The sequence below is a fragment of the Pseudomonas sp. genome (assembly GCF_030698175.1).
Classification (GTDB): Bacteria; Pseudomonadota; Gammaproteobacteria; order Pseudomonadales; family Pseudomonadaceae; genus Aquipseudomonas.
This window is the reverse complement of the sequence record NZ_JAUYNT010000041.1, coordinates 54,729-67,886: the sequence shown is the minus strand read 5'-3', so window position 1 is coordinate 67,886 and position 13,158 is coordinate 54,729. Positions and strand designations below refer to the sequence as shown.

Sequence of the window (13,158 nt, the reverse complement as noted above, 5' to 3'; positions counted from 1 at the left end):
GTCAGTAAAATTAGTGATTGCAGCAGCTTTTTGCCGCCGTCAAAAGGTTAGTAGTGTAGCGAGCGAAGGTCAGGCCGCACCCACTCCCTGCGGCTAGCGGCATTTCCCACATCCATGTGGGTCACAAGGCAGAACGCCGTATGACGCGCGAAGCCCGCAGTAGCTGCTTACACCCCAAGGCAGACGTATTTAATTTCTAGGTAATCTTCAATGCCGTACTTGGAGCCTTCACGGCCCAGGCCCGAGGCCTTGATGCCGCCGAACGGTGCCACTTCGGTAGAAATGATCCCGGTGTTAACGCCAACAATACCGTACTCCAGAGCCTCGGCAACGCGGAACACACGGCTCAGGTCACGGGCATAGAAATAGGACGCCAGACCGAACTCGGTGTCGTTGGCTTGGGCGATTACATCGGCCTCATCGCTGAAGCGGAACAGTGGCGCCAGCGGACCAAAGGTTTCTTCCTTGGCCACGGCGGCGTTTTTCGGCACGTTGATCAGGATGGTCGGTTCGAAGAAGTTACCGCCCAGCGCGTTGCCGCCGGCCAGGATGCTGGCGCCTTTGCTCAGGGCATCGGCGATGTGCTCTTCAACCTTGGCCACGGCCTTGGCATCAATCAGCGGGCCGGTGGTGATGCCCTCTTCCAAGCCATTGCCGATCTTCAACTTGGCCACGGCCAGGCGCAGCTTCTCGGCGAAGGCGTCATACACACCGTCTTGGACATACAGACGGTTGGCGCACACGCAGGTCTGCCCGGCGTTGCGGTACTTGGACGCCAGGGCGCCTTCGACGGCGGCATCCAGGTCGGCATCATCGAAGACAATAAAGGGCGCGTTACCGCCCAGCTCCAACGAGACTTTTTTGATGTCCTTGGCGCACTCCATCATCAACTGGCGACCAATTTCGGTCGAGCCGGTGAACGACAATTTACGCACGATCGGATTGCCGGTCAGCTCGCTGCCGATATCGCCGGCGGAGCCTGTCACCACGCTCAACACGCCTTTTGGAATCCCGGCGCGCTCGGCCAGTTCAACCAGGGCCAGGGCCGAATACGGGGTTTGGCTGGCGGGCTTGATCACCATGGTGCAACCGGCGGCCAGGGCCGGGCCGGCTTTGCGGGTGATCATCGCGGCTGGGAAGTTCCACGGGGTAATGGCGGCGGTCACACCAATCGGCTGCTTCATCACCAGCAGACGCTTGTCCGGCTGATGGCCCGGAATGATGTCGCCGTAAACGCGCTTGGCTTCTTCGGCAAACCACTCGATAAAGGAGGCGGCGTAGACGATTTCGCCACGGGCTTCGGCCAGTGGCTTGCCTTGCTCCATGGTCATCAGACGGGCGAGGTCGTCCTGGTTTTCAATCAGCAGTTCAAACCAGCGACGCAAGCGGTTGCAACGGTCTTTGGCGGTCAGGGCGCGCCAGGCCGGCAGTGCCTGTTCGGCCGCTTCGATAGCGCGACGGGTTTCGGCGCCGCCCATTTTTGGCACAGTACCGATGATTTCGTTGGTCGCCGGGTTATTCACCTTGATGGTCTGACCATTGTCAGCATCCAGCCAGACACCATTGATATAGGCCTGCTGGCGGAACAACTTAGCGTCTTTCAATTGCATAACGGTCTCCTTCAGCTCGGCAGCCTGGCCGCGAGCGGTGATTAGCAGTCGACCGCGCGCTAATGGCTGCAGTCATAAATTTTTGCGCGTAACGCCGCGCTGGCGTGGGCCTGACAGCAATATAAAGGCGCAAAATAACCATAGTCCCTTCCAGGGACCTAGGTTTATTGCCACAGGCGTTTGAAATCTCAAACGAATCCTAGGGGGAGCGTGAAGAAAGGGCAATAGGCTGTTCGGAAAAATTAACAAAAATGCTCGAATTGGTAAAACTAATCACCGGCCATCGCCAAAACAACCTGTTTCCGTGCGAAATCATGAACAATACGCTCGGCATGGACGCACGCCAACGACATGCGTATCATGACGCCCGCTGCACCAGTAGCTCAGCTGGATAGAGTACTGCCCTCCGAAGGCAGTGGTCATGGGTTCGAATCCCGTCTGGTGCACCAAATAGCTGTTTCTGCCTGTCTCTAGCAGTCTACGAAACACCCTGAGAGCCCGCCTTGTGCGGGCTTTCTTGTTTCTGGCTGTTTACCTCTGTTTACCCCTACGCCTTCCCGCCGTGTATGCCAGCTTGTATGCTAGGAGAAAATTCGAACCAGAGGCATACAAGCATGAAGCGCAGCGAGATAAAACGCCGCCCGCTGGCGGATACCACCTTGGGGGGACTGGAGCCAGAAAACGCCGTTTATCGGGAACATGACGGCCTGGGTCTGTACTTCCGGGTGAAGCCCAACGGCGGCAAGTCCTGGGAGCTGCGCTACAAGAAACCAGACGGTAAGTGGTCATGGCTTGGCCTTGGTAGTTACCCCGAGGTTAGCGGTTTAGGTGCCAGGCAGAAGGCTGCCGAGTTGCGCGCCGATGCAGCCGACGGCATCAACCCGCTGACTGCCAAGCATGCCCGCAAGGCTTCTGAGCTGGAGGCCACCAATAGCACCTTTAAGGCACTGGCACTGGAGTGGATCGAGATCCGCCGCCCGGGCTGGGCCGACAGCACAGCCAAGCGCACCATAGGTGCGCTGGAGCTGCATGCCTTCCCAGTGTTTGGCCAGCGCGTGTATGCCAGCATTCTGCCCATCGAGTGGATGGAGTTCCTACAAGGCATGGAGCGACTGGGAATCATCGAGCAGATGAGCCGGGTACGCCGATCCTGCAAAGAAATTTATGACCTAGCCCGGGTCACCGGCCGCGCCGTACATAACCCGCTAGAAGGGCTGAGCCGTTTTCTGCAATCCAGGCCAGCCGAGAACTATGCCCACGTCACCGCCAAGGAGCTGCCCACCCTCCTACGGGCTATCAGTGCCTACCCTCACGCCCATGATCTGCGCCTTGGTCTGCGCCTGCTGATGCTGACTGGGGTGCGCCCCAGTGAACTACGTGAAGCCCGTTGGAATGAGTTCGACCGCAAGGCCGGCCTGTGGCTAATTCCTGCCGAGCGGATGAAGAAGCGCCGCGCGCATACCGTGCCGCTCTCTCGCCAGGTGCTCGATGCCTTGGAGCAACTGTACAAGATGACAGGAGCTTACCCCCTGCTGTTCCCGGGTCGTAATGACCGCACCAAGCCACGTAGCAACATGGCCTTCAACATGGCCCTGCGGCGCATGGGTTATGCCGGCCAACAGACCGGTCACGGCTTTCGCCATATTGCGTCCACCACTCTGCGTGAGAACGGTTTCGCCAAGGATCATGTAGAGGCTCAGCTCTCCCACGTCGAAGATGGTGTATCCGGTGTTTACAACAAGGCCACCTACCTGGAACAACGCCGAACCATGATGCAGTGGTACGCCGATCACCTGGACGACCTGGAGAAAAACAACGTGGTGCAGGGCCAGTTCAGCCAGCAGGCATGACCCTGCGACTAACTGTGGTGATTACAGGACTAGCGTTTTGGCTGGCCTAACCCGGCGGAGTGAAAGTAGATTTTCCACCTGCACGGCTGGCCGATCTATTCGAGATGGGAGCGCCCGGGAGGGCATATGGCAAACCTCAACGAACTGATGGCTATCGCCGTGGGCCGCCGACACCCCCATCATCAATTACCGACGGCTGGAGCTCACAACCCACATCCGTTGGTATATATAAAAAGGGGGCCAGAAAGTGGACCGGGGATGCAACGCAATCGGTACACAAACTGTACTCATAACGGCGATCCTGCCCCCTTCTTTTACTGTGGCGCGTACAGATAATGTACTCATCCCGGTACACAAACTGGACCGAGTTTTTTGTTGTTTTCCATACTCAATTTGAGCGATGGCGTGAGCGTGGACGCAATTTCCAACCCCTTGCCAGGACAGTCATCAATTGGCCTCCATGCCAGCGCATAAAGGGCGCAGCGCCCGCCTGGATTGATGAAGAAGCCCTCTCGAGTGCGGATTATCAGACCGTGTCTCTGGAGGTCACACAGCGCTTTAGCAAGCGATGTTTTGCTACCCACGCCCCATTTCACCGCTTGTGTGTGGGATGCCGATAAATCGCCGTTATTAGCCCCCCGATACTGACGCGCTAATCCCAGTAAAACTTTTAATGCGGTACCACTCAAATCGGAAAATGCGGGGTAGTCGTGCAATGCATTTGGGATCGCAATAAAACCGCCTCGATCTGTCCGCCCCTTAGATTTCAGCCTACTCCTGGCCATATCTACCTCACCGCCTAGCTCGACGAACCGGACGAACCGGACGAACCAGTCGATGGCGTTATCTGCACACAGAGAGCTCCTCCGGGTGATGGTCTCGCCTTGGTTTCTGGGCCATGAAAAGTGCTTACGACAACGCTCGAGAGAGGCATCTACCGGTCCTCGCGCTTCTCGATTCGGCTCTCAATCCAAGCCAGTACCTCGCTCAGCACGAACCCCACAGGTGCTCCGCGTGAGTTGCTGTCGCTCAGCGGTATCGGCCTGGGAAAAGTTTTATCAGTACTCAGTTTTTTATAAATTGTTGAGCGTTTTAGTGCGGTTAGTGCTTCGACTTCTCGAATGCGGATAATGCGTAGATCTGTATTCATATAGTTTGCCCTGCGTTGAAATAACTTGATATGGACTGCTGTGCACAAATCAATTCAACGTTTGGCGGCACGGGGAATCAAATGAGATTTTTCTATCTCTTGTTTTACTATCAGAATTGCGCCGTAATATTTTATTTGTATTTTTTACTGTTTTGGGAGTTTTTCTTATAGGGAAAAACAATTGTCCACATTGTGCTGGCTTGATGCACTCTCAGCTGTGGCGTGATTTGGCGATTTGCCTGCACTGTGTTGATTCTACTGGCCCATTACTGCATCAAGATATGCGGCAAAAAAGATATGCCTTTGTATATATAAACGCATAACAAGTTTGGCCCAACCAGATAACGAGCAGCACTAAAACATTGAGGTTGTTACTTCACCTTTCTCATTAATTCTGCATTCAAATTAATCGTTGCTCGATTGCGACTTAGATATTCATCAATGAATATTTTCAGCCTGCCTGGGAGGGGGCGAAACTCATGAGTTGGCAAGCCCATCAAGTTGCATATTTAGTACGCCGCCAGGTAGCGGTTGGCATGACCTCAATTAGTGGGTCAGCGCGCCGTGCACCGGCTCGTCGTGTCGGCACGACCCGAGCGAACGGAGCGTAAGGCCGGCGCAGCCGCCTGGCGTTGACGCACGCCCTGAACAGACACCCTGTCACGGCTCCCCCGGGCCACTCCAGTGGCCCGGGGAGGTGCCGCCCGGCGAGGGGAAATCAGGCGAGTAAAACAACTCTTTCACCCCATTTTTGGTGGCCAGAATGGCGGCCAAAAATGGGAGGGTAAACCCTATGTCCACGGTAATTGCGACTGTCGGAGCGAAGCGTAGACAAAGGCGCAAACGGATAGCCAGAGGTCAATATGAGGCGGACAGACAAGAGCACAGTGCCGTCAGACAGGGGCGCAATCCGAGCAATCGCCAAGCCAATCTTGGATCGCTACGCCAGGCTAGCTGAGTCGACCAGAGCGGAATACCAGCAGGCAATTAAGCGGCTAGCTGGCGAGCACTGGCACGATTACGCGACAGCCAGGCAACTGCGCGACCCTGGTGCAGTGCGAGCGGCATGGCGTGTATCGATGGCCTGCTGGGTGATCGAGGCGCTGCGGGAGTCTGAGCAGGCACCTACCGACGAGGCGCGCGCAGAGGCTAGAGCGCTGGCCAGAAACTATGCAGCGCAACTCCTGGTGCGCCAGGAGTACTGTCGGCCCGCTATCAAGGCCAAGCCCAGCTCCAAGGGCAAGCGAAGCAGCATTGCAGGGTTACCAGGCAACTGGCGCGATCAATTGGTGGATGAGATCTCATCTAAACATCGTCACCATTGCGCCGTGATGGCACTGACCGGCGCCAGACCAGAAGAAATGGGGAAGCAGGTCGAGCTTAGGGCAATGCCAGGCGGTAGCCTGGAGGTTTTAATCCAGGGTGCCAAGGTGAGTGAGCACACGGATGGCGGCCAGGCATGGCGGCGCCTAACTCTGCGCGGCGGGCTCGCTGATCGGTTGCGCCTGGCTGTTGAGAAGCGAGGTGGGCTAGTGATCGTTCCGCCTAAACAGGGGTTGGGCCTTCAGAAGGCGATCTCAGCAGCCGCGCAGCGGCTCGGCCTCAAGGGGGTTAGCGCCTACAGCCTGCGTCACGCATTCGCGGCTGATCTGAAGGCCATGAAAATAGATCCGGACACCATCTCGCTGGCACTTGGTCACGTCAGCCGGGCCAGCAAGAGTCGTTATGGATCTGCTCGTCATGGATGGGGCGGAAGATCAGTACTGCTGGCTGTCGAGGCTGACCGAGAACTGCGTGGTGAGGTACGCGATCCGGTGGCACTATTTACCGATCCAACTCCTATCGTAAACGATACGTACGATGACCCCCAGGCCCTGATAGGCGCGCACCTACACTGAAGCCGGCGAGCGGCACCGACGAACCCACCATGGAGAAACTCCATGACCGATAGAATCACCGCCAGCCTCGATCTCAACATCGGCGAACAGGAGGTGTTGAAGCGCATCCTGCGCCCAGCCTGACCAGAGGAGACCCGCATGCGTGAGATGCTGGTCGAGCTGGCCGGCGCGTTCGCGCAGGGCCTGATTGGCGCGAAGCCCTCGGTTTTAGAACTGTTGAAATCCGAATTAAGTGCACGCGAAGTGTGTTTTTTCACACACTTCGCGTAGAGATAGGAGAGGGAAATGACCAACCCAAACGACTTGCCAGCCGCCAATTTTGGCGACCACTTTTGCACCTCAGAACGCGAAGCCCTGATCCGGCTGTGCGAACGGCGCGAAGAGGTGTGCGGCTTTTTATGGCCCAACGGCAGCGATTGCCGTGAGCAATCGAGGCTGGACGACGGTTTGGAACAGCTGCTTGAGTTGATCAAATACTGAGGTGGACATGGTTATCATTAAAACCCTGGCAGACGGCGACCAAGGCGATGGATCGCGTGACGCAGGCCGCAGAGCGCGACCAAGGCCGGTCGCGATGAAACTGCTCGACCGCCTGGCCGACGCGGAATCTGGCCTTTTCCTGAATGCCCCGGCCGGTACCGGCCTGGGCATCGCCGAGGAGGTGCGCGACGCTGGCAAGGCCGTTGCCATCTTAGACCAGCCCGACAACATGGGCGCTGCGATTGAGCAGCTCGCCAGCCAGCTCGGCGTGCCTGCAGGTCACACGATCTCGGCCACCCTGGAGGCGGCCAGTGCTCTTGTTGGCGAGCCGATATATGTCCTGGTCGAGCAGGCCGAACGATTCGAGCGATCGGCCGTAACTTTTGCACTGAAAGCCGCCCGCGACGCGCTGAATTCCTCGGCGTTTTTTGGTCTGCGCGCCATCTTCATCAGCGACAACCGCGCCGTCCTGGGGCGGATGACCTGCCTCGAGTCCGCAGCATTCTTCTTTGCCCCGGTGATCGATCTCATACGCGACGACCTCATGAGCCGCGAGGCCGCACGTCGGCGAGCGCTCTGGAGTTTGAAGGACGAGCCACGTCGTCAATCCGCCGAGGAAACGTTGCTTCGGATCTGGCGCCTCGATCAACGTCACCCGATCGGTGAGGCTGCGGGCTGGAGCCTCGAGCAGATCCGCGGTCAGGTGCCGATCCACGTCGAAAATGGGCACCCGCACTACGTTTGCTTGAGTGAAATCCCTGAACCGTGGGCCACCCGCTTTATGGTTGCAAGCCGCGGCTCTACCCGCTCAATGTTGGGATACTACGCGGATGACTGGGAACATTTTCTCTCTCTGTGGGAGCGCGAGCAGGATCGAGTCGAGGATCTGGCCGAGCTAGCGATCGAGCGCCTGGTTACCAATGGGAGTCGCGCCGCGCAGGCGCGCAGCCAAGCCAAGCTGGCCGAACTGGGAATCGACCCGGCCGACCTGCAGACGTGGGCGACCGAAATGGTCGGGCAGGGCAGTTGGCCAGAGGGCGATTTCGTCGAGGCTTTCCGAGCCTGGAAACTCAAACGCACGTCGAACGCCGATGGCGATTAACCCCGCTCTGGAGATCTCATGGCTCACGTCTGCTTGATCGAAATTTTCCCCGCCGAGTGCGAGGTCTATGGCTATAAGGTCGTGGGGCTCGCATACCGAGAGGCTCAAGGGCTAATTCCAGATGGGGCAACCGCCTCTCAGATAAAGGCCAAAACCAGAGAGCTTCTGACCGATTCAGAGTCTGTAGAGAGACTGCGTGACGAGGCATCTGCGCTTATTCACGATCCGTGGATCTGGGCGATCGAGCGTTACCGTCGCTGCGGACCTGAGCTGGACGACTGATTGCGTGAGGGAATGCACGTCGAACGCCGATCAGGGTGTTTACGCAAAATGACGATAACTTAAGCTTTCGCACACCTCTACAGCCCGTACCTCTCCCGCGCCAGGTCGATTGCATCCTCGATCGACAGCTCACCCTCGATGAATCGCTCGATAAGCGCCTTAGTCGCGGGCGACTGCCTGGAGCCCGCCAGGGCACTCGTGGCCCGGGCGTACTGAGCAGCCTCAACCCGTTTCTGCCGCGCGATGTCTTTATCCAAACAACGCGGCACCGGCAGCGGATTGTTGGTGCTGAGGCTGTCGGCCCAGACATGGACGGCGTGGTGGCCGATCACGCGGCCGATGTCCACATCGGCCAAGGCCTCGCGGATCTCGAATAGCCCCCGGTCCTCGCCCGAGATACCAGGCCCCGCGATCGCCCATTGGCGGTACAGATCCAGTGCCTCGCCCTCAATCATCCGCCAGCCTGGCGCTGAACCCTCGAAAAGGCCGCCATCCAGGGCATGGCTAAGAGATACACCACCGACGACGACCAGGTAAAAACCTCGATCCGCAGGGTCGCGCAGCGCGACGCAGTGCGTTGGCCTGTTGGCTGCCAGCATTTCGCGGGTCACCCAGCAGGCCGTCGGCCGGTAACCGGCCTGGATCGCCCACCGGCAGGTGTCCGCAAACGCTTCGTAGTGATCGCCTGTGCGGGTTTTGACGTCCAGGTAGATCGCGGCCAGTTCCAGCAGGGAGAGCGCTTCGGGAGTGATTGGGCGGCGCATAAGGTGGCCTCCTCCAAGATGGTCACCTCAGAGTAGGCCCAAGGCCTTCTCCAAGGCAATGAAGGAGGTGGGTTCGATAGCGCGGGGCAGATAGTCAACACCTCGGTGCCATACATCGCTGCCACCAAACGCGTTACGATTCTGATCAAGCACCATAATAAATTACAATCTGGTTCGAAAACTCTTATGGCTGCAGACGTTGCATTTAACCTTCGGCCAGTTTACGCTCGAACGATAATTGTAACTTGACGCTCGCCACCCAGTCGTGCGCCAATCGTAATAACTGCAACTCCAAGGATGGCTAAGTGCAAATTTCCAAACTTATTTTACTTGTACACATTTGTCTTCTCTCTTGGGGCTGCTCTCGTCAAGACGTCTCACTCGACAAGTGCGCTCTTTCCCCCTCCTATAAAGTTAATTACTTAGGTGCTTCTAGCGGGGATGGCGAACTAAAATTCTCAAACAGCGAGAACGGACTTAACTATCAAATAAAAATATTTGATAGCTTTGTAGGCGTAGATAAGCCGATCCTAGAATTAGGCGGTATCGCAAAGTGCTCAGGCGGGATTGTTTCTGGTGCTATAGGTACGGGCAACTCCTCAAAACCATCTGTCAAAATTATGGGAGGAAGCTTTACCGGGATATTCAATGAACCGCTTATTGAGAGACCGTTTGGAAAGTGGACCTTATCACTTCATGACGCCGAACTAAATAAAGACTACCACTTCACTGGGTTCTGGGAACTAAACTAGTGAGGACCTGCATTCACCTACTACTATTCTTATCATGCGGTATAGCTCTTCGCCTTAGTGCGCCACCGCTCAACATTCCATTCATCTTTTTTATTGCATTAACCGCAGCTATTTGGAAAGCTCGCGACAATAATGGCCGTATGAGCTTTGCAGGAGGCTGCATTTTAGGTGGAATTTGGAATTCCCCTTTAATACTTGGCGCGTCAAATTGGGGAGCACTTTTGACTTGCGTTCCATGGTTTATCGCAGCCGCGCTCACAGGCCTATTTTTCTTAGCCATTAACATCTCTTGGAGCCGGCTACCTAAATCAGCCTTTGCACTATTTATTTCATTAGCCTGGCTAGGGTTAGTATATCTGGCAAACCTACTTCAATATCCACTCACATTCTCAGCCACCCTCGCCTTTTCAAACCCTTGGTTCATACATACCTTTTCAAGTTTAGGATTTTACGGGCTAGAGCTTCTGATAATATTATGCAGCTGCATGCCAATTATATTCTTTAATGCCGACCACATGATCTCGACCATTACAACTTTAATTCTATTTTTTACTTCATCATTGCCACTCACCAACAAACAACCCGATGAAAAAATTATCACGATCGCAGCTATACAACCGAGCATTGAGCACTCAAGCTTTCTCGCGACAAGCTGGTCTCTACATGAAAGGAAAGAGATTGAGGATAAGGTTGACGCGCTAACCATTCGAGGCCTAGCCATTAAGCCAGACATTGTTGTTTGGCCTGAAGGAGCCAACGGACTAGATAATTTCAACATCCCGCGCCGCATTAGCCAAACACATCAATTCCGCAGTAGTGGTCGTAGTGAGTTATTGCTGACCGGCTATGAATATGACGAGGACAATAATAAATTTAATTCCGCAGTCCTTATCTCCCCCAACGGCCAATCTCAATCCGCAAGAAAGACACAGCTTGCCCCCATTGCCGAGTCTAACCTTAGGAAAGGATCGCCAGCGGTATTGCACTCCTCACATGGCAACTTAGGGATTGCAATTTGTTTTGACGCCTTATTTAATGCACACTTTGAAGCTTTAACAAAAATGAAGTCAGACTTTTTCTTTATCGTCACCGATGACTCATCCTTAGCACGGACAAACCTACCTTATATCCACGCCTCCTATGTAATTCTTTTCTCCGCAATCTACAAGAAGCCAGCAGTTTTCGTTAATAACAACGGAGTTTCATTTGCCACTGGCAGTCGCGGAGAAATACTAGACATTGACTACTCAGGTCGCCTGCCTCAAGTCTACTCCTGGAGAATTGCATCCAACATTGAGAGCCCTGGCTGGCTCGCACTACACCAATACGTATACTTTGCAATTCTCGCACTGTTAGTTGTCGGCCTGACGCGCAAACACCTATGAAAAAGCCGATAGCTATTTTCATGGGCGTCTTACTACTTCCGCTGCTAGCCATATTAATTGAAGCCACCTCTATCTCTCGACTTAATCAGTCCTCCGCAATTTCAGAACTAGCAAGAGTAGAAGGCTTTAACCAGCCATCCGTTACTGGATATGAAAACCTCTTCAAACAGAATGAACCAAATACTTGCGGTGCAACAGCGCTAGCTTACCTACTAACAAGATTGGGCAACTATACCTTTGAAGAAGATTTAGTTTCAAAATACCCCAGAGCTGAACGGGACGGCTATAACGCTATCGAACTTTCAAAAATCGCATCAAAATTTGGACTGAAAGCATCGACTCTGCGAATGAACTGGGAAGATTTGCTAGCTGTAGGAAACTTGCCAGTTATAGCTCATCTTCGCTCACAGCACTTCGTTGTGACATTGAGGGTAAATGAAAACGAAATCACTTATTTTGATCCGGCATTTGGCGAAAATTTCTCCATCCCAAAATCCGACTTTATTGAAAAATGGTCGGGAATAGGAATTACTTTCAAGTACCACAATAGCCATCTCGCCTCATCACATAAATAACTACAATTATAACTCCAAACCCATGATGAATCACACCAAGAGGAATCACAACAACCAGAATGCAATTTCATTTCTGAGCAGGAAGCCAACTTAATTACAGGGTGAATTATGTTTATAAGAGCATTTCTCTTAACACTTACAGCATTAATGCAAGCTCCGTTAACACTCGCAGCGCAGGAAGTTGACGCAGGTACTGCCAGCACTATCATTGGCGGTGCCACCGTAGACATTCAAAATCTCGCTCCCAACGCCACTCTAGAAAGAGATCAAATATATGTTAAGGCCTCGGTTACTCACGCGCTTGCTCCAGGCCAAGTTATTATAGACCAAAACACCGGCAACGGTAAGAACTGGTCGACCACGGTAAGTACACGACCAATCGGCAACAACCAAGAGCAAGGTTCCTGGATCTCCAGCATGAACTACCCTCTTACTAATAACCGCGGGACGTTTTCAGTCCGCGTGTGTAACCGCAATAACGGGGAAGGGGCAAACGGAGTACCCTGCTCTATTGTACCCAATGGTGATGCCAACCTAGCTAATATAGGCCTCGATCCACGCTTAAGGGTAACAAAGGTTTGGTTTCACTCTGTCCGTGATAACGGTGAGGCCACCGTAGCCGATGAGGCGCGCATGCGTAGAATTGTAGATTATATCGATAATGGTGATAGCAATGTTGTTGAGCCAACAGGACGACCATCAGGACTTAACTTCAATGCAGACGATATATTGGCTAGCTGTCGCTCCGAAGTCAGGCTGCAACTTAGATTTTATGCCCATGATATAGTCGATGCTAATGGCTGGCTCCCGGCCAGTTTCAACTTTACAAGGTTTAAGGCGGCTTATTCTTACGATGGTATCAGCTCGAATTATTTACCAACCCAGTTTGTGAGATACGTTCAGAATATCGACCCCCAAAGACAATACTTTCATGTTTTCTTCGTGAATCAAATGTTCTACAACACTAACGACACAGGAAGAATCATTGGAAGGGCAAATGCAGGTTACGGAGACACTCCTGGAGTTTCTTTTATTGCCATTGAGGATGATGCGTTCAACGAAATGAGCTTTCGTAACGCAGCACGTCTACTTGTACACGAATTTGGTCATGAAGCTTCTCAACTTGAGCATTACTACTGGACAGAGGAATGTCGAGGAATCCCATCTAGTAATGTTATGTGCCCAATAATCGGCGGCAGTACTGGTGCAGGTGATAGCTGGGGATTTAATCCACCAGGAATTAACGGCGCTCAATGTGATCTAATGTACATAATTCATAATCGCTTAACTCCAAATCAATATCGATAAAG

The 13,158-nt window shown here is 53.9% G+C and carries 11 protein-coding genes, 1 tRNA gene and 1 pseudogene; 10 read left to right on the top strand and 3 right to left on the bottom strand.

Annotation, left to right across the window (positions count from 1 at the left end; genetic code table 11):
* Window positions 1-167 precede the first annotated feature (167 nt).
* Entirely contained in the window at window positions 168-1,610 is a 1,443-nt protein-coding gene (gene gabD, locus Q8R10_RS20020) for an NADP-dependent succinate-semialdehyde dehydrogenase (RefSeq protein WP_305655810.1), read from the bottom strand.
* A 372-nt stretch (window positions 1,611-1,982) separates the two neighbouring features.
* Between gabD and Q8R10_RS20015 the strand changes: the two genes are divergently transcribed.
* Together Q8R10_RS20015 and Q8R10_RS20010 are read left to right on the top strand one after the other, a co-directional pair.
* A tRNA-Arg gene (locus tag Q8R10_RS20015) sits at window positions 1,983-2,059 on the top strand.
* A 165-nt stretch (window positions 2,060-2,224) separates the two neighbouring features.
* Window positions 2,225-3,460: a tyrosine-type recombinase/integrase gene (locus Q8R10_RS20010; protein ID WP_305655809.1), complete on the top strand. Its 1,236-nt coding sequence runs from the start codon at window positions 2,225-2,227 to the stop codon at window positions 3,458-3,460.
* Window positions 3,461-4,394: 934 nt separating this feature from the next.
* Here Q8R10_RS20010 and Q8R10_RS20005 read toward each other — a convergent pair.
* A complete protein-coding gene (locus Q8R10_RS20005) occupies window positions 4,395-4,610 on the bottom strand; it encodes an AlpA family transcriptional regulator (protein WP_305655807.1) in 216 nt (71 codons plus the stop codon).
* A gap of 1,079 nt (window positions 4,611-5,689) precedes the next feature.
* Between Q8R10_RS20005 and Q8R10_RS20000 the strand changes: the two genes are divergently transcribed.
* The 4 genes from Q8R10_RS20000 (at window position 5,690) to Q8R10_RS19985 (ending at window position 8,090) form a co-directional block, all read left to right on the top strand.
* Window positions 5,690-6,508, top strand: a complete 819-nt coding sequence (locus tag Q8R10_RS20000; protein ID WP_305655805.1) for a hypothetical protein — start codon at window positions 5,690-5,692, stop codon at window positions 6,506-6,508.
* 138 nt (window positions 6,509-6,646) lie between these two features.
* Window positions 6,647-6,778, top strand: a complete 132-nt coding sequence (locus Q8R10_RS19995; RefSeq protein ID WP_305655803.1) for a hypothetical protein — start codon at window positions 6,647-6,649, stop codon at window positions 6,776-6,778.
* A 15-nt stretch (window positions 6,779-6,793) separates the two neighbouring features.
* Window positions 6,794-6,988 carry a hypothetical protein gene (locus Q8R10_RS19990; protein ID WP_305655802.1) on the top strand — a complete coding sequence of 65 codons (195 nt, stop codon included), beginning with the start codon at window positions 6,794-6,796 and terminating at the stop codon, window positions 6,986-6,988.
* Window positions 6,989-7,082: 94 nt separating this feature from the next.
* Complete coding sequence (locus tag Q8R10_RS19985) at window positions 7,083-8,090, top strand: hypothetical protein (protein ID WP_305655801.1); 1,008 nt, start codon at window positions 7,083-7,085, stop codon at window positions 8,088-8,090.
* A 542-nt stretch (window positions 8,091-8,632) separates the two neighbouring features.
* Here Q8R10_RS19985 and Q8R10_RS19980 read toward each other — a convergent pair.
* Window positions 8,633-8,737: pseudogene (locus Q8R10_RS19980) on the bottom strand (CopG family transcriptional regulator); the annotation flags it as partial.
* A gap of 704 nt (window positions 8,738-9,441) precedes the next feature.
* Here Q8R10_RS19980 and Q8R10_RS19975 point away from each other — a divergent pair.
* From Q8R10_RS19975 to Q8R10_RS19960, 4 genes are all read left to right on the top strand, one after another.
* Window positions 9,442-9,888, top strand: a complete 447-nt coding sequence (locus Q8R10_RS19975) for a hypothetical protein (protein WP_305655799.1) — start codon at window positions 9,442-9,444, stop codon at window positions 9,886-9,888.
* Window positions 9,889-10,028: 140 nt separating this feature from the next.
* Window positions 10,029-11,273 carry a nitrilase-related carbon-nitrogen hydrolase gene (locus tag Q8R10_RS19970; protein ID WP_305655797.1) on the top strand — a complete coding sequence of 415 codons (1,245 nt, stop codon included), beginning with the start codon at window positions 10,029-10,031 and terminating at the stop codon, window positions 11,271-11,273.
* Complete coding sequence (locus Q8R10_RS19965; RefSeq protein WP_305655795.1) at window positions 11,270-11,848, top strand: cysteine peptidase family C39 domain-containing protein; 579 nt, start codon at window positions 11,270-11,272, stop codon at window positions 11,846-11,848. The genes Q8R10_RS19970 and Q8R10_RS19965 overlap by 4 nt, the downstream gene beginning before the upstream one ends.
* A 147-nt stretch (window positions 11,849-11,995) precedes the next feature.
* A complete protein-coding gene (locus Q8R10_RS19960) occupies window positions 11,996-13,156 on the top strand; it encodes a hypothetical protein (protein WP_305655794.1) in 1,161 nt (386 codons plus the stop codon).
* The last annotated feature ends 2 nt before the right edge of the window (window positions 13,157-13,158 follow it).